Here is a 19,252-nt window from a genome sequence, read left to right as displayed (position 1 = left end):
GCATCTGAACTAGGACTTATGCAAACAAGAATGCAGCAAGGGCTCGCCTTCTGAGGCAGTCGCCCGGCCTGAACCTGTTTTGCGTAAGTCGTATGGACTTCTGAATCTGCGGATTCACCCACTTTCACGGAGCATGCGGCCGATGGCCGCATGAAAAGGCTTTGGCAACCTCGCGCAAATCCCCAGCATCCACTACAGCACCTCAGCAGCAAGATCCCCACCACCACGTCCACTCTCACGGGCAGGAGCCGGACCAGCAGGCTCATGTGCATGACGAGCACTGCAGCCATGAGCATGGTCACCACGATCATCAGGACCATGTGCACAGCGCCGATGGCAGCTGCTGCGGCCATGATCACAGCCATGGCGGCAAGCATGTCTACATCTATTCGCCCTCGGGGGCGGTGCGCGACAAGGCAGCCTTCAAACGCGGCGTCAAGCAACTGGAGGCCCTGGGCCACGAGGTGGAGATCGATGCCGATGCGCTGGCCAGCAGCCAGCGCTTTGCGGGTGATGACGCCACCCGCCTGGCGGCTATCCATCGTGCCGCCGCCAGTGGGGCAGATGTGGCGCTGATTTCGCGCGGCGGCTACGGTCTCACGCGCATCCTGCCGGGCATCAAGTACAAGACCGTGGCCAAGGCGATTGCGGGTGGCACCAAGTTTGTCGGTCTCAGCGACTTCACGGCTTTTCAGCTGGCCATGCTGGCACAGACCGGCTCGGTCACCTGGGCGGGGCCCGCGCTCAACGCCGACTTCGGCGTGGACAGCAAAAAGACAGGCGAGCCCGTGGACGACATCATGCTGGACTGCTTCGAGGACCTGCTCAGCGGCCAGGGCGAGGGCGCGGGCTGGCAGATGCCCAGGATTGGCGAGCTGCCCAATGGCAAGCCCCAGCTCAAGGACTTCTATGTTCCCGGCGGAGCCACCTTGTGGGGCGGCAATCTGGCGGTGCTGGTGTCCCTGCTGGGCACGCCTTACTTCCCGCAGGTCGATGGCGGCATTCTGTTCATCGAAGACGTGGGCGAGCATCCCTACCGGATCGAGCGCATGCTGACGCAGCTGCTGCTGGCGGGCGTGCTGCAAAAGCAAAAAGCCATCGTCTTTGGCCAGTTCACCGAATTCAAGCTCACCACGCATGACAAGGGCTTCAAGCTGCAGACCGTCATCGACTGGCTGCGCATGCAGCTCAAGCGCCCCGTGCTGCAAGGTCTGCCCTTCGGCCATGTGCCCACCAAGGTGCTGCTGCCCGTGGGCGCGCAGGTGTCGCTGTCCGTGGAAGGGCGGGATGCGCTGATCTACTGGGGACATGTCTGACGGCAGACCGCCGCTGAGGCTGCAGGGGGCGTTGCCAGCATGGCCTGTGCCTTGTGCGGGGTCTAAGAGAACTCTGTTTTGATAGCTATCAACGTAGACTGCATAACGTCTGAGTGTTGATTTTGCTTGTACTTTGGATATCGGGAAGGACGCACGCATGGGCAAGGCTGCACTGCAGTGGAGCGAGGAAATGCTGGCCCGCCTGGGCCAGGAAAAAGACTCGGTGCTGGCCGAGCGCTGGGGCACCTCGGCCAAGACGGTCAACCTCAAGCGCAATGCGCTGGGCATTCCGGCTTTCGGGCATTTCCAGTGGACGCAGCCAGCGCTTGCTTTGTTGGGCCGGGAAGCGGACGCCGAGGTGGCTAAGCAGCTGGGCATCAGCAAGGCCAGCGTGGTGGCCAAGCGCACCGAGCTGGGCATTGCCTCGGTGACGGGCGCTGCTGCCAGCAGCGCTTTTGACTGGAGCGACGAGGCCGTGGCTTTGCTCGGTACCGCGTCCGATGCCAGGGTAGCCGAGCAACTGGGCCTGAGCCGCCTGACGGTCTACAACGCTCGCATCGCCAGAGGGATTGCTGCCGCAGGCCGGGCGGCGGGCAAGAGCCCGGAGCCATGAATCCGACTGCCGCGCCAGTGGCCGATCTTGCGGCAAACCGGCCGCAGACTCTGCTGCGCGCGGTATTGCTGGGCTGGCTGTGGCTGGCGGCCCTGGCCGGCTTTTCCCATCTGCTGACGCGCTTGCCGCCCTGGGGCTGGCTGCTGGCAGTCTTGCTGCTGGTGCTGCTGCCGGCCTGGGGGCATTGGCTGCTTCTGATGCTGCGCAAAAAGCTGCTGCGCATGCAGTTTGCGCCACAAGGGCATATCGGCCGCTGGCTCGGCGGCGGTTGGTGGCCGGCGTGCAAGGCATTGGCACTGGCCTTGCTGCTGTGCACCAGTTCACTCTGGCAGGCCTGGTTTCTGGCGCCCTGGGAATGGGCGCTGCTGGCGCTGGCCCCCTTGCTTTATGCCTTGCTGGCCTGTGGCATGCAGGCGGGATTGAAGCGAGAGTTTTCATCCACGGCCTTTGCCTGGGCCTTCACTCAGCGCGCTGCTACTTGGTTGCTGCTGGTGCTTCTGGGTGGTGGCTGGCTCTATGGCATGGCCAGCCAGCAGGATATGGGACGGACACTGGCGGCCGGCATGGCGCCTGAAGCGCTGAATCTTGCTCTGGCCCAGATTCATGCCGCGCCCTCGGGGCTGGTGCGCTGGGGGCTGGATGCCCTGCTGGCCGTGCAGCTGGCCAGTGGCGCCATGGCCGACCTGCCCCAGTTGCCCGCGCTGCGCCTGTTGCTGCTGGCGCTGTTCGGTCCGGTAGGCGTGCTGCTGTGCCTGGGGCGCGCCATGCAGGGGGCATCGGCTTCTTCGGCCCTCCTGCTGCAGGCCAGGCCTTCGGGGGCAGTGCGCGATGCCGCCTCTTCGCCGGCCGCACCTACGCCGGCCGCACCTTTGCTGGCCCTGGTTGCCGTGCTGGTGCTGGGCATTCTGGTACAGACCACGGCCGCCCTTGACGGTCTGGCCCGTGCGCAGGAGAGCCCGCTGGCGCTCAAGCGCCTGCCCGAGTGCGAGCGCATCGGGCAGCAGCTCTACAGCCTTGGCACGCTGGACGCCACACGCCAGCAGGTTCTGCAACTGCTGGGCCGGGCCCAGGCCGGACAGGCCCTGTGCCAGAGCATCCCGCAGATGAACCGGCAGCTGGATGCCGCCGTCGAGCGCTATCTGGACTGGTATTTCAGTCTGGGGGCGGAGTGGGGACGCATCCTCAGTCTGCTCACGGGCGATGTGAGCCAGTTTCTGCAGAACAAGCTCAGCGAAACCCTGGGAGCCACGCCAGGACTGGAGGGCTGGGTGCAGACTCTGCAAAAGCAGGCACTGACCAGCGGCGCTGCTCTGGCCGAGGGCCAGCAGCGCATCGAGGAAACCCTGGCGCGTCATCATCTGGCCCTGAGTCCCGAGCAATGTCTGGTGCGTGCCGAGGTGGCCAGCCTGCCTGCGCTGGAGTTGTTGGGCGATGCACGCCAGCGGCTGACGGCCAGCGCCCTGGTGGGCACGGGGGGCGGTGCTTTTGCCGCAGCCGTTGCGGGCAAAGCCATGGCCAAGGCCTCGATGAAGGCGGCCAGCAAGGTGCTGGCCAAGGCCGCTGCCAAGCAGGGTCTGGGCAAGGCCGGGGCAGCGGTAGCCGGTGCGGCCGTGGGCTCCGTCGTTCCCGGTGTCGGCACCGCCGTGGGGGCCGTGGCGGGAGCGGTCGCCGGTGTGGTGCTGGGCGTGGGGATTGATTGGGCGGCACTGTATGCCGAAGAACTGCTCACGCGCGATGCCATGCGCGCCGATCTGCGTGCTGCGCTGGGTGAGCAGCTGCAAGGCCTGAGCCGGGCCATGGGCTGTCCCTAGTCGACTCCGCAGTCGGCCCGGCGCTGCGCCAGAAGCCGCGAAAACCTGTGCTGCGGGTGCTGTCTAGGGCTGCATTCCCGCGAGCGCAGGCGTACAGTGAAGTTTCGCTGCAGGAGTTGCATATGCTCAATTACTCCCTCATGAAACCCGAAGGCATCTTGCTGCTGGAGCCCCATGGGCCTCTGACCGAGCAGGATTTCGACGGCGTCAGCCAGGATGTGGACGATTTCCTGGCCGAGCATCCCAAACTGCATGGGGTGATGATCCAGTCCAAGGACTTTCCCGGCTGGGAAAACTGGGCCGGCTTCAGCGCCCATATGGGCTTTGTCAGAGACCATCGCCATCAGGTGGAGCAGATCGCTCTGGTGACCGACAGTCATCTGGCGGGCATGGCCGAGTTCGTTGGCAGGCATTTCACGCATGCCGAGGTCAGGCATTTCCCGTTTACCGAAGATGCCATGGCCATGCAGTGGCTGCATGCGGCCTGAGTCGCCTGTCTGAAGCAGTCCGGCAACTCTGCCGCCGAGCTGCGGCAGAGTTGCCTGGATCATCCTAGCCCTGTTTTCGGTGGCCGGTCGTCGCGGTCGCTGCGGCCGCCGCCTGCTGCGGGGCCTGTGCGTAGCGCTTGAACTCCATGGTGTAGGTGGCGCGGCCCTGAGTCATGGAGCGCAGATGCGTGGCATAGCCGAACATTTCCGATAGCGGCACCTCGGCCCTGATGGTCTTGCCGTCGCCCGCCATGTCGTCCATGCCCTGCACGGCGCCGCGGCGCGAGGACAGATTGCCCATCACGGCGCCTGCGTATTCTTCGGGCGTCTCCACCTCGACGGCCATGATGGGCTCAAGAATCACCGGGTCGGCTCTCTTGCAGGCTTCCTTGAAGCCCAGGATGGCGGCCATGCGGAAGGCCTGCTCCGAGGAGTCAACCTCGTGATAGGAGCCGAAGGTCAGCCGCACCCGCACATCGACCACGGGGTAGCCGGCCAGAACACCAGAGTTCATGGCTTCGCGCAGGCCTTTTTCCACGGCGGGGATGAATTCGCGCGGAATCACTCCACCCTTGATTTCGTCGACGAATTCAAAGCCCTTGCCCGATTCCAGCGGCTCCACGGTCAGCACCACATGGCCGTACTGGCCCTTGCCGCCGGACTGGCGCACGAACCTGCCGTCCACATCGCTGACTTTCTTGCGAATGGTTTCACGGTAGGCCACCTGGGGCTTTCCCACATTGGCGGCCACATTGAATTCGCGTTTCATGCGGTCGACGATGATTTCCAGGTGCAACTCGCCCATGCCGGCAATGATGGTCTGGCCCGATTCCTCGTCGCTGCTGACCCTGAAGGACGGGTCTTCGGCTGCGAGGCGTGCCAGTGCCTGGCCCATTTTTTCCTGATCGGCCTTGCTCCTGGGCTCCACGGCCTGGGCGATCACAGGTTCGGGGAAGGAGATTTTTTCGAGCACGATGGGCGCTTGCGGATCGCACAGCGTCTCGCCTGTGCTCACGTCCTTGAGACCCACGCAGGCCGCAATGTCACCTGCGCGGATTTCGTCGATCTCCTGGCGTGCGTTGGCATGCATCTGCACGATGCGGCCTATGCGCTCCTTTTTGCCCCGGGTCGGGTTGTAGACCAGATCGCCCTTGGCCAGCACGCCCGAGTAAACACGCACAAAGGTCAACTGGCCCACGAAAGGGTCGGTCATGAGCTTGAAGGCCAGGGCGGCGAATTTCTCGTCATCGCTGGCATGGCGTATGAGCGTGGCACTGGCGCTGTCGTCTTCGCTATGCCCTTCGATAGCCGGAACATCGAGCGGCGAAGGCATGAGCTCGACAATCGCGTCAAGCAGACGCTGTACGCCCCGGTTCTTGAAGGCCGAACCGCAGAGCATGGGCTGAATTTCGGTGGCAATGGTGCGCAGCCTCAGGCCGGTGATGATGTCCTCGGTATCGAGGTCGCCGCTGTCCAGGTATTTCTCTGTCAGGGCTTCATTGGCCTCGGCAGCGGCCTCCACCATCTTCTGGCGCCATTCCTGTGCACTGGCCAAAAGCGCTTCAGGGATTTCCTGGTACTCGAATTTCACCCCTTGCGACTCGTCATCCCAGAAGATGGCCTTCATCTTGATGAGATCGACGAGGCCGTGAAAATCGGCCTCGGCCCCGATGGGAATGACGATGGGCACGGGGTGGGCCTTGAGGCGGTCCACCATCATCTGGCGCACACGAAAGAAGTCGGCACCCACGCGGTCCATCTTGTTGACGAAGGCCAGGCGCGGCACCTTGTACTTGTTGGCCTGGCGCCAGACGGTCTCCGACTGCGGCTGCACGCCGCCCACGGAGTCGTAGACCATGACAGCGCCGTCGAGCACGCGCATGGAGCGTTCCACTTCAATCGTGAAGTCCACGTGGCCGGGGGTGTCGATGATGTTGATGCGATGGGCCGGGAAGTTGTGCTCCATGCCCGACCAGAAGGCCGTGGTGGCCGCCGAGGTGATGGTGATGCCGCGTTCCTGTTCCTGCTCCATCCAGTCCATGGTGGCAGCGCCGTCATGGACTTCGCCCAGCTTGTGGTTGACCCCGGTATAGAACAGTATGCGCTCGGTGGTGGTGGTCTTGCCGGCATCGATATGCGCGGAGATGCCGATATTGCGATAGCGCTCTATGGGCGTGTGGCGAGCCATGATGACCTCCCTGAAACACAGTTCTGAAACTGAAGCGCCGGCACCATGGTGGCGGAGCCGGCAAGCAGAGGAAACGCATCGGAAATACTAGAGAGATGGCTACAAGCTCACTGCCAGAGTGGGTATGGCCCGCGGCATAAAACAGAAAAGGCAGGCTAGGGCACAAGGCCTGTAGCCTGGCGGGCACCCGGCTTTACCTACATTGAAGAACAAGGACTTGTGAATATGACAGAGCAGAGCATTCAGACAGCCGCCCACAAGATGGTCTACATCCTGGTGGTGGAGCAAAGCTTGCGTGCCGGCGAGGGCATGAGCGAGAAAGCGCTTGCTGCCGACCTGCAAAGACACGGCATAGGCGAGGGAGAGCGCCAGTCAGCGCTGGACTGGGCCGTTGGCAAGGGCTGGCTGGAGAAAGCCGAAGGCGACGAGGTGCGCCTGACCGAAGCCGGCTTTGACATGAATTTCACGCAGTAGCGGCAGGCGTCGGGCAGTGGTTGCCGCCCCGACGCCGGGCCATCCACCCGGCGTCTATTCCAGATAGACGCCTTTTTCCTTTTTGCGTGCCCGCATGCCAGTGCGCAGGAACAGTTCGCTGCCGCCTTGCACGGCCAGGGGCTGGCCGGGCTTGCCGCCGTCCTGGGCCAGGTGGGCATCGGCGCGCGCATTCCAGTGCTCCAGAAGATCCTGCAGGGCAAGGCGCTCCGCCTCGTTCAGCTGCGGGTGCTGCTCCAGGAACTCCTGCAGATACTGGCGCGCATCCTGCTCCAGCTGCTCGCGCGTGGTCGCCAGCGAGATATAGCTGATGTCATCGTCGCGTCCGCTGGTATGCGTGCCCAGCAGATAGCAGCCAATATAGTCGCCCCGGGGCTGACCCACGGCCGGGTCCTGGCTGAGTTTCTTGAACAGGCTGAAGGGCCACATGCGTTGAATTCCTTGGGGCTGACGCAAACAGGGAAGCTCGACGGGCATTTCCATCGACAGAAAACCATGCCTGATCCGAGTCTGCGTAAGTCGTTTACCTAACACCGGGCCAGAGCCCAAACAGGTATTGTCGCCCATGGCTGGACGCGATCAGCATGTGGATGTTGCGCACCGGACGCATTACAAGAGGCGATATGGGAGACATCACTTTGGCGGCAGAACCTTGCGCCCACCCCTGGCTCAGGCGCACATGGCATCTGGCGGCTGCGGCCTGCGGACTGGTTTTGCTGGCAGGGGCCGCCTTGGCGGTCTATGGCGTGCGGGCCCAGCCGCGCCTGGATGGCAAGCTGGTCCTCGAAGGGCTTGAGCGCAGCGTGTGGGTCAGGCGCGACGAGTCCGATGTCACGCATATCAGCGCTCAGTCGCCGCAGGATGTCTGGCGGGCCCTGGGCTATGTCCATGCGCAGGAGCGTGGCTGGCAGCTGGAGTTCAATCGCCGTCTCATGCAGGGGCGGTTGTCGGAGACTCTGGGCCCGGCCACGCTGGAGCTGGACAAGCTGATGCGTGCTCTCGATATTCATGGCGTGGCGCGTCGCCAGTACGTGGCGCTGCCGCCCTCGGTGCAGGAGGCCTTGCAGGCCTACAGCCAGGGTATCGCCGCCTTCTACGCCAGGCCCTCGCAGGCTGCAGCGCCGGAGTTCCTGCTGCTGGGCACCAGGGCCGGAGCAGGAGGGCCATCGATCTGGGAGCCTGAAGACACCGTGGGCTGGGCGCTGATGATGGCGCTGGACCTGGGCGGCAACTGGGGCAACGAGTTCGCGCGGCTGAATCTGCTGCAGGTCCTGAGCACCGAGCAGCTGTGGCAACTGATGCCGGCCTATCCGGGCGAGCAGCCCGCGACGGCGGTGGATCTGGCCAGCCTGTACCGCCAGCTCGGTGTCTACCGGGAGGCGGATGCCCAGCCCAAGGTCTCGGCACCCGCCGGGCAGATGCAATCAGCCTTGCAGCAATGGGCGGCCTCCATGGCGAGGGATATGGGCACGAATGACGGACTGGGCAGCAATAACTGGGTGGTGGCCGGCAGCAAGACCCGAAGCGGCAAGCCCTTGCTGGCCAACGATCCGCATCTGGGGCTGAGCGCTCCGGCCATCTGGTATTTCGCGCGCCTTCAGTCGCCACAGGGTCGGGCCGGCGACGGCAGCGTCCTGAGCGCGCTGGATGTGACGGGTGCCACCTTGCCGGGCATGCCCTTTGTGGTGCTGGGCCGCACGGCGCAGGTGGCCTGGGGCTTTACCAACACCAACCCCGATGTGCAGGACCTGTATCTGGAGCAGATCAACCCGGCCGATGCCAGCCAGTACCGCACACCCAGTGGTTGGGAAAAATTTGCCGTGCGCGAGGAGGTCTTCAAGGTCAAGGGCCAGGGCGATGTCAGGGTGACGCTGCGCAGCACGCGCCACGGCCCCGTGATCAGCGATGCGCAGCAGCAATACGGCAAGGTCATCAACACCGATCGCTATGCGCTGGCCCTGCGCTGGGCGGCGCTGGACACGGACAACCGCACGGTGGAGGCCGGCCTCAGGGCCAACGGGGCGCAGACCGTGGCCGAGCTGTTCGAGGCGTTTTCCATCTACCACTCGCCCATGCAAAGCATTGTGGCGGCCGATGTGCAGGGGCATATCGGCTTCAAGGCCGCCGGCAGGGTGCCGGTGCGTGCGCCGGGCAATGACTTGCGCGGCGTGGCGCCGGCGCCGGGCTGGGATGCGCGCTATGACTGGCAGGGCTGGCTGGGGTACGAGCAGACGCCGCAGGACGATGGCGGCACGCGGGGCTTTGTGGCTACGGCCAACCAGCGCGTGACGGAAGCGGGCTATGCACATTTCCTGACCCAGGACTGGAGCCTGCCCTATCGCCACCAGCGCATAGAGCAGTTGCTGGCGGCCGGCAGCCAGCACGATGTGGCCAGCATGGCGGCGATCCAGAACGATGTGCAGTCCCTGGCCACCCGGACCTTGCTGCCCGTGCTGCGCAAGGCGCAATCGAGCCACGCCCTGGCAGCGCAGGCGCAGCAACTGCTGGCGGGCTTTGATGGGCAGATGGAGCGGGACAGGCCCGAGCCGCTGATCTTCTCGGTCTGGGTCGACGAGCTGACGCGCGCCCTGGTGATTGCGCGCATCGGCGAGCAGCGCTTTGCCATGACCTACGGCAAGCGGGACTTCCGCGCCGGGCTGGAAGGAATGCTGGCGCGCAATGACGCCTGGTGGTGCGCGCCGCTGAGCTGCGAGCAACAGGCCGGCCAGGCGCTGACCCGCACGCTGGACAAGCTGCAGGCCGCTTACGGCGAGGACCCGCGCCGATGGCGCTGGGGCGCGGCGCACCCGGCGCTCAGCGCGCACAAGCCGCTGGGCTCGGTGGCAGCGCTGGCCGGCGTGTTCAATGTCAGTGTGGCCTCGGACGGTGACACCTATACCGTCAACGTCGGGCAGTACAACGCCAACCCCCAACCATCCGATGCCAAAGGCCCACTGGGCGGGCGCTTTGTCAGCCGCCACGCGCCTTCGCTGCGCGCCATCTACGACCTGGGCGATCCGGAGTCCTCGCAGTTCATCTACCAGACCGGGCAGAGCGGGCTGGCGCTGTCGGGTCGCTATGCCGACATGAGCCGGGAATGGGCCGACGGACGCTACCGCAAGCTGCAGATGCAGCCTCTGCGCTGGCGCCATGTGCTGGAACTGCAGGCCGGAAAGGGCGTGGAAAGCTATTGATAAGTGAGCTTGTAGCGTATGTCATATATTGATTTCAGATATAAATGATTCTGAAAACCAATGTTTACATGTGCTAAAGGCTCCTATAGAGATAGCAAAAACAGCCGCAGTCTCAGCAGTCGCAGTCTTTCAGCGCAAGAAATCCTCGATCAGGCCGGCCACGGCCACTGGCTGGTCGTGGTGCAGCATATGGCCCGCGTCCTGCACGCGGGCGATTTCGCATTGCGGGATGTGGCGAATGCGCTCGTGGTATTGCTCCAGCGTGTAGCGACCCTGGTGCCACTGGCCCAGGCTGTCGTCCGAGGCTTCGACCGACAAGGTGGGCGCGGTGATGGCGGCAAGGCAGGCCAGTGCTTCGTCCACGCGGTAGAGATAGGGGTTGGCGATCTTGTGCGCGGCGTCGCCCAGAATATGCCAGCGGCCCTGGGCATCGGGGGCCGACCAATGGTGAGCCAGCCATAGCGCCTTGTCGCGGGGCAGGCGGCGATTGGTTTTTTGCAGTCGGTTGGCAACGGCCTCCACGGTGTCGTAGGACGCAAGGCCCAGGCCGCCGGCACGCTGCTCGCGCAACTGGTCCATCCACTGGGCCAGACGCCCGGGGGCCTGGCCGGCCGTGGTCGGCGCCATGCCGAAGCCCTCGAGATTGACAAAGCGGCGAATGCGCTCAGGCCGCGCCCCCGCGTACATGCAGGAGATATTGCCCCCCATGCTGTGACCGACCAGGTCAATGGGCCGATCGGGCGAGACCTGCTCCAGCAGCATGTCCAGGTCGGCCAGATAGTCGGTGAAGTAGTAGCTGTCGCAGGGTTCGGCGCCGCGGCTCAGGCCGAAACCGCGCCAGTCGTGGGCCACGATGCGGCGGCCCTGCACAAAGGCGTCGCTGAAGGCGTCGACTACAAACTGGTAGGAGGCAGCCACATCCATCCAGCCATGGGCCAGCACCAGCACAGGCAGATCGGGATCGATTCCGGAAGCCGGCTCGGGCTCCCAGCTGCGCAGGTGGCACTGCATATTTCGCACGGGCAGCATCTGCGAGCGCCACTGGCGGCGCGGCTGATAGGGCGGGATATCGGTGAGCTGGCCGGTCAGCGTGGGGTTGTGCGTTGTCATATTGTCTCCGTTGTTTTGATTATTGCTGCGCTTGCAGCATGGCCCGTCGTGCACGGGACAGCTGTGTCAGCAAAAACAAGGTGTCGGCTCTGATCTTGCCCTGACCTTGTACTCTCAGGCCCTAAACTTGGAAGCATGACTTCTGCTGCATCCACTTCCCGTCTTTCCATGAATCCCGTTGCTCTGGGGCAGAGCGATCTGCGCGTCAGCCCCATCTGTCTGGGCACCATGACATTCGGCGAGCAAGTCGACGAGGCTGAAGCCTGGCGCATCATGGACCGCGGCGTGGAGCGCGGCGTGGATTTCTTCGACACGGCCGAGATGTATGCCGTGCCCGCTCGTGAGGCCACCTGTGGCGCGACGGAATCCATCATCGGCCGCTGGCTCAAGGCCCGCCCCGGCATGCGCGAGCAGATCACGCTGGCCAGCAAGGTGGCCGGCCCCTCGCGCGGCATGCCCTGGATCCGCGAAGGCTCGGGCCTGTCGGCGGATGACATTGTTCGCTCCTGCGACGCAAGCCTTGAGCGCCTGCAGACCGAGGTGATCGACCTCTACCAGATTCACTGGCCCGAGCGTCATGTGCCGGCCTTCGGCACCATGTATTACGACCCGCAGAAGGAAAGCTCGCTCACGCCCATCCACGAACAGTTGCAGGCGCTGGCCGGTCTGGTCAGGCAAGGCAAGATCCGCCACATCGGCCTGTCCAACGAGACGCCTTATGGCGTGCACGAGTTCGTGCGCCTGGCCGAGCAGCACGGACTGCCACGTGTGGCCGCAATCCAGAACCCTTACTGCCTGATCAACCGCAGCTATGAGAACGGGCTGGACGAAACCTGTCACCGCCTCGATGTATCGCTGCTGGCCTATTCGCCGCTGGCTTTCGGCCTGCTGACGGGCAAGTTCGACCAGTTTGCGCCGACCGAGGAGGGCGCGCCCAAGCAGGCACGTATCGCCAGGTATGAATCTGTGCAGAAGCAGCGCTGGGGTCGCCCCGATGCGCTGGCCGCCGCGCGCCGCTACAACACGCTGGCGCGCGAGCATGGCCTCACTCCCACGCAGCTGGCATTGGCCTTTTGCTACACCAAGTGGCAGGTGGCCAGCACCATCATCGGTGTGACTTCGGTGGCCCAGCTCGACGAGGATCTCGATGCCTGGGGAGTTGAGCTGTCTGCCGAGCTGCTGGCCGAAATCGACCGCATCCGCTGGGAGATGCGCGATCCCGCTGTCTGAGCGCTTTATTGAGGGAAAATGGCTGATGACCCATATGGGGCATGCGCTACTAGCTATCAAAATTGAATCATGGCAAAAAAAGACAAAAACGCCCATGTGAGCGAGACTCCGGCCACGCAGATGCTCAGGGCCCACAAGGTGGAGTTCACCGAGCACCCATATGACTACGTGGAGCATGGCGGCACCGAAGAATCAGCGCGTCAGCTGGGGCTGGACGAGCATGCGGTGGTCAAGACCCTGGTGATGCAGGATCAGGATGCCAAGCCGCTGATCGTGCTCATGCATGGCGATTGCAAGGTATCGACGAAGAACCTGGCGCGCCAGATCGGGGCCAAGAGCGTGGAGCCTTGCAAGCCCGAAGTGGCCAACCGCCACAGCGGCTATCTGGTGGGCGGCACCTCGCCGTTTGGCACCAAGCGGAAAATGCCGGTCTATATCGAGGAAACCATACTCGCGCTGCCACGCATCGCCATCAACGGCGGGCGGCGCGGCTATCTGGTGCAACTGGCCCCTGAGGTCTGCACCCGTCTGCTCGATGCCCGGCCGGTGCACTGCGCGCTGGCAGAATAGGGGGCTAGCCAGCCGGGGGCAGACGCCGACCGGCAAAAACGCAAACAACAAGGACTTACGCAAACCAGGATGCACAAGGGACATGACGGTCGACAAACCGCCATGCCTGATCCGGATTGCGCAAGTCGTGACAACAATCGGTGCCGTCGACCTTGGTTGGCGAGCCTAAGGGCCAGTCTCTGGCCGAGGAATTCCTTTGAACGCCCTCTATCCCGTTATTGCCGTCATCGCGGCCTATCTGATTGGTTCGCTGTCTTTCGCCGTCATCGTCAGCCGCGTCATGGGCCTGAACGATCCGCGCACCTATGGCAGCGGCAACCCCGGTGCCACCAATGTGCTGCGCTCGGGCAGCAAGGCGGCTGCGGCCGTCACGCTGCTGCTGGATGCGCTCAAGGGTCTGGTGCCTGTGGTTCTGGTCAAGGCCTTCGGAGAGCCGTTCGGTCTGGGTGACAGCACGGTGGCACTGGCCGGCCTGGCGGCCTTCCTGGGCCATCTGTACCCGGTGTTCTTCGGCTTCAAGGGTGGCAAGGGTGTGGCCACAGCATTGGGCGTGCTGCTGGGCATCAGCGGCTGGCTGGGTCTGGCAACGGCGCTGACCTGGGTCATAGTGGCCGTGTTCTTCCGCTATTCCTCCCTGGCCGCGCTGGTGGCATCGGTGTTTGCGCCCGTGTACTACGTGCTGTGCAGCGGCATTGTCTGGGATGCGGAAACGCCCATCACCGCCGCGATTGTCGTGATGGCGATCCTGCTGGTCTGGCGTCATCGCGAAAACATCCAGCGCCTGATCGCGGGCAAGGAGTCCAGGCTGGGACAGAAAAAGACCGAGAGCTCCAAGCCTGCAGAGGGCGCGGCCCGCAAGAGCAGCAAGAGCAAGCATCGCTAGGACGCGGCTGCTACATTTCGCCGAGGCCGCCTTCAGGCCTTTATCATTCAAGCGCAAGAAGCTCCTGATTAAATAGCAAAAAGATATGGCTTCCAGCCCATCGCAGCGCGACTACAGCGCTCCCTGTCCTGGTTGTGGCGCGCCGGTCCACTTCGCCAGTGCGCAATCGAGTTTTGCCGTCTGCGAGTTCTGTCGCAGCACGGTGCTGCGTGATGGCGAGACGCTCAAGCGCATTGGCTCCATGGCCGAGGTGTTCGAGGACTACAGCCCGCTGCAACTGGGCGCCTCGGGCATGGTCAAGCGCAACGGCAAACCCGAGCCCTTCACCCTCGTGGGCCGCGCGCAGTACAAAAGCGCGGCCGGCAGCTGGTCGGAATGGGTGGCTGCGCTCAGCAACGGCGAGCTGGCCTGGCTGAGCGAGGACAACGGCAGCTTTGTCTTTGCCGTGAACTGGCAGCCGCCGGGCTGGAACGTGACCGAGTTCCAGCAGCGCGAATGGCGCATGGGCCGCGAGCTCAAGGCCGGCACGGAATCCTTCACCGTCACCAGCATTCAGGATGCGCAGCTAATGGCGGCCCAGGGCGAGCTGCCCCAGTTGCCCCAGCTGGGCAAGAGCTTCAAGCTGGTGGAGCTGCGCAGCGACAAGAACCAGATTCTCTCCATCGACTTCAGCGACAAGACGCCGGCCTTCAGCCTGGGGGCGGCCGTGGCGCTGGATGCCTTGCAGATGCAGGGCCTGCGCAGCAGCGCCCAGCAAAAAACCCAGGGGCGCCACTTCAACTGTCCCAAGTGCGGTGCCGTGGTGCCCGTGCGCTTTGACACCACCAAGGCCCTGAGCTGCCCCAGCTGCGGCAGCCTGATCGACATGTCCAAGGGCATGGGGGCGGAGCTGAGCTATGCCGAGCAGCGCAGAAAGGTCAAGCCGCTGATCCCGCTGGGCAGCGAAGGCACGCTCGACGGCCTGAAATGGCAGGTCGTGGGTTTTCAAAGACGCAGCGGGCGTGGCCTGGGCGAGGATGAGGACGACACCTTCACCTGGGACGAGTACCTGCTCTACAACAAGAAGGCGGGCTTTTCGTTCATCGTCGATTCGGAGGACGGCTGGAGCACGGCGCGCGTCATCACGGGCGCCCCCAAGCTCAGCAAGAACGGCGCCACGGCGACCTATCTGCAGCGCAAATACCAGCGCGACTATGCCTATCTGGCCGAGACGGAATATGCCGAGGGCGAGTTCTACTGGCCCGTCTTCAAGGGAGCCAAGTCCAGCAATGTGGACTTTGCCAATGGCGGCAAGCAGTCCACGCTGGCGCTGGAGACCGCCAATCAGGAAACCACCTGGACCCACGGGCAGCGTGCGTCGGCAGAGACCATTGCCAAGGCCTTCGGTACGGCCAAGCTCAAGGACCGCTCCCAGGTCAGCCCGCTGTCGGGCAGCGGCTTCAGCTGGGGCACGATTCTGTTCTGGCTGTTCCTGCTGCTGTTCATCCTGCCGTTTCTGCGTGCCTGCATGTCCAGCCCCAACTGCGATCCGCGCACCGACCCCAACTGCAGCTACAGCCGCTCCAGCAGCGGCTCCTATGGCGGCTATACCTCCGGCGGAAGCCACAAATAACGCCCCTATCTCATTCGAGGAGAGAGATCATGTTTGACTGGTTCAACCCCCAGAACTTCTTCGGCTCCATCATCTACGCCCTGGTGGGCGTGGTGGTGTTCTGGCTGTGCTTCATCATCATCGACAAGATCACGCCCGTGGACATGTGGGCCGAGATCGTGGAGAAGCACAACAAGGCGCTGGCCATGGTGGTGGCGGCCATGTGCCTGGGCATCAGCATCATTGTCGCTGCGGCGATTCACTAACACCCCCTGAGGCGCTTTGCCTGGGCGGCCCCGCGCCTTCCCCCTCTCTCGCTACGCGGGAGGGGGACGACCGCATCGCTGCGCGGCGGCGCTTGCTGGCTGTCCCTCGTTTGCCGCGCGCCCCGGGTCTGAGCTTCAGAGCCCAATGGGAAGTGCTGATTCCTGAGGAGTGCAGGCCGATGGTTTGCTGAACTAGATAGAAAGTACCTTTGATGACTTCGATGGTGGCCGAGCAGGACAGCGCTGGCCAGGGGCCTCGGCCCATTGATGTGGCGCTGCTGGCCAGCGTGTTCGTGATTGCGGCCTGCGGTCTGCTCTATGAGCTGGCAGCAGGCGCGCTGGCGTCCTATCTGCTTGGCGATTCGGTGCTGCAGTTCTCCACCATCATCGGCACCTATCTGTTTGCCATGGGCATAGGCTCGTGGCTGTCACGCTATTTCGAAGATCAGCTGCCTGCGCATTTTCTGCGTGTGGAGCTGATGGTGGCGCTGGTCGGCGGAGCCTTGCCGGCCGTACTGTTTCTGGCCAATGCCTATGCGCCGGGCGCGTTCCGCTTTCTGCTCTATGGCATGGTGATGGTGGTGGGCACGCTGGTGGGGCTGGAGATCCCGCTGGTGATGCGCATCTTGAAGCGCAATGCTTCGCTCAAGGATCTGGTCTCCAAGGTGCTGACCTTCGACTATCTGGGGGCTCTGGCCGTTTCGCTGGCGTTTCCCATCGTGCTGGTGCCCAAGCTGGGGCTGGTGCGCACCGGTCTGCTGTTCGGTTTCATGAATGCGGCCATCGCGGTCTGGGCCCTGGTGCTGTTCAAGCATGAACTGCGCAATCTGCGTGCCCATGCCTGGGCCTGCGCGCTGGTGCTGCTTGCGCTGGGCGGCGGCATCGCGGGCGCGGATCAGCTGACCCGGCTGGCCGACGACCATTTCTACCAGGATCGCATCGTGCTGAGCAGCAGCTCGCCCTACCAACGCATTGTGGTGACACAGGGACGTCAGGGCGCGCGCCTGTACCTGAACGGCAATCTGCAGTTTGCCCAGAGCGACGAGTACCGCTATCACGAAGCGCTGGTCCACCCCGCCATGGCCGCACATGGCGCACCGAAGAAGGTGGCGGTGCTGGGTGGCGGCGACGGCATGGCCGTGCGCGAGGTGCTCAAGTACCCCGGCGTGGAGTCCGTGGTGCTGGTGGAGCTGGACCCGGCCATGACCGATCTGTTCAAGAGCAATGCCATGATGACGGCGCTCAATGGCAATGCGCTCAACGACGCCCGTGTGAGCATCGTCAATACCGATGCGTTTCACTGGCTGCAGCAAAGCACGGAGACTTTCGATGTGATCGTGGTGGATTTTCCCGATCCCACCAACTTCGCCATCGGCAAGCTGTTCACCAACAGTTTTTATTCGCTGCTGGACAAGCGTCTGGCGGCCAGCGGCTACGCCGTGATTCAGACCACCTCGCCGCTGATCGCGCGCCAGAGCTTCTGGACCGTGGTGCAGACCGTGGAGTCCGTGGGCCTGACGGCCAAGCCCTATCACGTGCATGTGCCCAGTTTTGGCGAATGGGGCTTTGTGCTGGCCAGCCACCGTCCCTGGCGCGAACCCGGGGCCTTGCCCGCTGGCATGCGTTTTCTGACCCTGCCCACGCTGCGCCTGATGTTTGACTTCCCTCTCGATATGGCGCGTGTGCCGACGGAGGTGAATCGCCTGTCCAATCAGGTGCTGGTCAACACCTATGAGCGCGAGTGGGGCAAGGTGGAGCATTGATGCGGGCCGATCTGAAGCGGCGCGACTGGCTCGCGCTGGCGGCCGCCGGCGCTTTGGGTGCTGCGGGCCTGACCGGCTGCAAGCAGCCAGCGCCCAGGCTGGAGGATCTGCCGGGCGGCTTCAGTGGCGTGGCGCTGGAGCGCGGTCATGGCCTGCGCCCTTTCTGGCAGCGCCTGGAGCAGGGGCTGGAGCTGCCCGCACCTGCCGTGGTGCACCGGGCGCCGGTCGTGATTGCGGGCGGGGGCATGGCCGGGCTGGCAGCGGCGCGCGCGCTGGAACTGGCTGGTGTTCAGGGCGCAGCCTTGCTCGATACCCAGGCTGCCATGGGAGGCAACAGCCAGGCTGGGCAAGTCAAGGGCATTGCCTGCCCGCTGGGCGCACACTATCTGCCCGTGCCCGGCGACGATGCCCATGAGGTGCAGGACTGGCTGGAGGAGCTGGGCGTGCGCCAGCGCTTGGCGGGCCGCTGGCGCTACGACGAGCGCTATCTTTGCCACAGCCCGCAGGAGCGCCTGTACTGGCAGGGCGGCTGGCATGAGGGACTGCTGCCCGTGCAGGGCGTGAGCCAGCGCACGCTGGAGCAATATGCACTGTTTGAAAAGCAGGTCGAGGCAGCGGCTCGGGCGGCGGCCTTTGCCATGCCATCGATCCGTGTCTGGCAGCGCGAAGCGGGTCTACCTGCCTCTCATGCGGTGCTCGATGCACAGCGTTTCGACCAATGGCTGGCGACGCAGGGCCTTGATGACGAGCGTCTGCTCTGGTATCTGGACTACAGCTGCCGGGATGATTTCGGTGCCGGTCTGAGCCGCGTCTCGGCCTGGGCGGGGATTCACTATTTCGCCAGCCGCCATGGTTTCCACGCGCCGCGTCCGCAGTCCGAGCATGAGAGCGAAGCGGACGGCGAGCAGGTGCTGACCTGGCCGCAGGGCAATGGCTGGCTGGCGCAGCAACTGGTGGCGGGGCTGAAAGCCACGCAGCTGCAGACCGATTGCAGCGTGCTCGCCGTCACCGAGGACGCGGGTGGCGTGCAGGTCGATGTCTATCACCACGGTCGCCAGCAGCATGAACGCTGGCTGGCGCGCCATTGCGTGGTGGCGCTGCCCAGCTTTGTGGCCGCAAGAGTGCTGCGCAATGCGCCCGATTTTCTGCGTGCCGTGACGGCCCGCCTGGACTGGGCGCCCTGGCTGGTGGCGAATATCCATATCGACCGGCCGCTGGCCGACTACCCTGGCGCCGAGCCCGCCTGGGACAATGTGCTCTACCGCGACGGCAATGCAGGAGGCCTGGGCTATGTGGATGCGGGCAATCAGCGGCTGGACCGCATACGCCGCCAGCCAACGGTGCTGAGTTACTACCAGGCGCTGGGTGACTGGGCCGATGGGCGCAGGCAATTGATGCAGCAGCCGTTTGCCTTCTGGCGCGAGCGCATCGTGAACACGCTGAGCGAGCCGCACCCAGACTTGCTGCAGCATGCCACACGCATGGAAATCACTCGCTATGGCCATGCGATGGCGATTCCGCGCCCTGGTGATCAGCAGGTATTGAGCGAAATAGCCGTCAAGTTCAGTTCCAGCAAGCGTAATCTGCTATTGAATGGGGAGCGAGTGCAGAGCCTGCCCACGCCTGCGACGGCGCGGCTGAGCTTTGCGCATTCGGACTGGGCCGGCTATTCGGTGCTGGAAGAGGCGTTCACGCGTGGCCACCATGCAGGCCTGATCACTGCACAAGGCGTTTAGA

The 19,252-nt window shown here is 64.1% G+C and carries 16 protein-coding genes; 13 read left to right on the top strand and 3 right to left on the bottom strand.

Translation table 11 applies throughout. The features are described 5' to 3' along the window. The first annotated feature begins 266 nt into the window (after nucleotides 1–266). The 4 genes from CTATCC11996_RS21860 (at nucleotide 267) to CTATCC11996_RS21845 (ending at nucleotide 4,228) form a co-directional block, all read left to right on the top strand. Entirely contained in the window at nucleotides 267–1,316 is a 1,050-nt protein-coding gene (locus CTATCC11996_RS21860; RefSeq protein WP_003080588.1) for an LD-carboxypeptidase, read from the top strand. Between the two features lie 157 nt (nucleotides 1,317–1,473). Next, nucleotides 1,474–1,929, top strand: coding sequence for a hypothetical protein (locus CTATCC11996_RS21855; RefSeq protein WP_003080586.1), 456 nt, complete (start codon nucleotides 1,474–1,476; stop codon nucleotides 1,927–1,929). Continuing rightward, a complete protein-coding gene (locus CTATCC11996_RS21850; RefSeq protein ID WP_003080584.1) occupies nucleotides 1,926–3,740 on the top strand; it encodes a hypothetical protein in 1,815 nt (604 codons plus the stop codon). Before CTATCC11996_RS21855 ends, CTATCC11996_RS21850 begins: the two co-directional genes overlap by 4 nt. Before the next feature lie 122 nt (nucleotides 3,741–3,862). Further along, the gene (locus CTATCC11996_RS21845; RefSeq protein ID WP_003080582.1) at nucleotides 3,863–4,228 is read left to right on the top strand and encodes a SpoIIAA family protein; all 366 of its coding nucleotides are present in this window, start codon (nucleotides 3,863–3,865) and stop codon (nucleotides 4,226–4,228) included. Nucleotides 4,229–4,292: 64 nt separating this feature from the next. Here CTATCC11996_RS21845 and fusA read toward each other — a convergent pair whose 3' ends face one another. Then, nucleotides 4,293–6,416, bottom strand: coding sequence for an elongation factor G (fusA, locus tag CTATCC11996_RS21840; RefSeq protein WP_003080579.1), 2,124 nt, complete (start codon nucleotides 6,414–6,416; stop codon nucleotides 4,293–4,295). A gap of 225 nt (nucleotides 6,417–6,641) precedes the next feature. On the opposite strand from fusA, the gene CTATCC11996_RS21835 reads away from it, so the two are divergent. Then, nucleotides 6,642–6,890 carry a hypothetical protein gene (locus CTATCC11996_RS21835; protein WP_003080577.1) on the top strand — a complete coding sequence of 83 codons (249 nt, stop codon included), beginning with the start codon at nucleotides 6,642–6,644 and terminating at the stop codon, nucleotides 6,888–6,890. 54 nt (nucleotides 6,891–6,944) lie between these two features. Here the strand turns inward: CTATCC11996_RS21835 and CTATCC11996_RS21830 are convergent, their stop codons facing one another. Continuing rightward, the gene (locus CTATCC11996_RS21830; RefSeq protein WP_003080574.1) at nucleotides 6,945–7,337 is read right to left on the bottom strand and encodes a hypothetical protein; all 393 of its coding nucleotides are present in this window, start codon (nucleotides 7,335–7,337) and stop codon (nucleotides 6,945–6,947) included. A gap of 194 nt (nucleotides 7,338–7,531) precedes the next feature. Here CTATCC11996_RS21830 and CTATCC11996_RS21825 point away from each other — a divergent pair, with 194 nt between their 5' ends. Further along, a complete protein-coding gene (locus CTATCC11996_RS21825; protein ID WP_003080572.1) occupies nucleotides 7,532–10,102 on the top strand; it encodes a penicillin acylase family protein in 2,571 nt (856 codons plus the stop codon). 129 nt (nucleotides 10,103–10,231) lie between these two features. Here the strand turns inward: CTATCC11996_RS21825 and CTATCC11996_RS21820 are convergent, their stop codons facing one another. Then, nucleotides 10,232–11,212 (bottom strand): alpha/beta fold hydrolase, encoded by a 981-nt coding sequence (locus tag CTATCC11996_RS21820; protein ID WP_003080570.1) that lies wholly within the window; start codon nucleotides 11,210–11,212, stop codon nucleotides 10,232–10,234. Between the two features lie 168 nt (nucleotides 11,213–11,380). On the opposite strand from CTATCC11996_RS21820, the gene CTATCC11996_RS21815 reads away from it, so the two are divergent. The 7 genes from CTATCC11996_RS21815 (at nucleotide 11,381) to CTATCC11996_RS21785 (ending at nucleotide 19,251) form a co-directional block, all read left to right on the top strand. Next, the gene (locus CTATCC11996_RS21815; protein ID WP_003080567.1) at nucleotides 11,381–12,442 is read left to right on the top strand and encodes an aldo/keto reductase; all 1,062 of its coding nucleotides are present in this window, start codon (nucleotides 11,381–11,383) and stop codon (nucleotides 12,440–12,442) included. Nucleotides 12,443–12,511: 69 nt separating this feature from the next. Beyond that, nucleotides 12,512–13,012 (top strand): Cys-tRNA(Pro) deacylase, encoded by a 501-nt coding sequence (gene ybaK / locus CTATCC11996_RS21810; protein WP_003080565.1) that lies wholly within the window; start codon nucleotides 12,512–12,514, stop codon nucleotides 13,010–13,012. 196 nt (nucleotides 13,013–13,208) lie between these two features. Continuing rightward, nucleotides 13,209–13,895, top strand: coding sequence for a glycerol-3-phosphate 1-O-acyltransferase PlsY (plsY, locus tag CTATCC11996_RS21805; RefSeq protein ID WP_003080563.1), 687 nt, complete (start codon nucleotides 13,209–13,211; stop codon nucleotides 13,893–13,895). 85 nt (nucleotides 13,896–13,980) lie between these two features. Next, entirely contained in the window at nucleotides 13,981–15,507 is a 1,527-nt protein-coding gene (locus tag CTATCC11996_RS21800; RefSeq protein WP_003080561.1) for a DUF4178 domain-containing protein, read from the top strand. 29 nt (nucleotides 15,508–15,536) lie between these two features. After that, nucleotides 15,537–15,752, top strand: coding sequence for a DUF350 domain-containing protein (locus CTATCC11996_RS21795; protein WP_003056416.1), 216 nt, complete (start codon nucleotides 15,537–15,539; stop codon nucleotides 15,750–15,752). 212 nt (nucleotides 15,753–15,964) lie between these two features. Further along, complete coding sequence (locus CTATCC11996_RS21790; protein WP_003080558.1) at nucleotides 15,965–17,515, top strand: polyamine aminopropyltransferase; 1,551 nt, start codon at nucleotides 15,965–15,967, stop codon at nucleotides 17,513–17,515. After that, complete coding sequence (locus CTATCC11996_RS21785) at nucleotides 17,515–19,251, top strand: FAD-dependent oxidoreductase (protein ID WP_003080557.1); 1,737 nt, start codon at nucleotides 17,515–17,517, stop codon at nucleotides 19,249–19,251. Before CTATCC11996_RS21790 ends, CTATCC11996_RS21785 begins: the two co-directional genes overlap by 1 nt. Nucleotide 19,252: the final 1 nt, after the last annotated feature.

The sequence above is a fragment of the Comamonas testosteroni ATCC 11996 genome (assembly GCF_000241525.1).
Lineage (GTDB): Bacteria > Pseudomonadota > Gammaproteobacteria > Burkholderiales > Burkholderiaceae_C > Comamonas > Comamonas testosteroni.
Note: the sequence above shows the minus strand (reverse complement) of the source record. Positions and strands in the feature narration are given on the sequence as shown.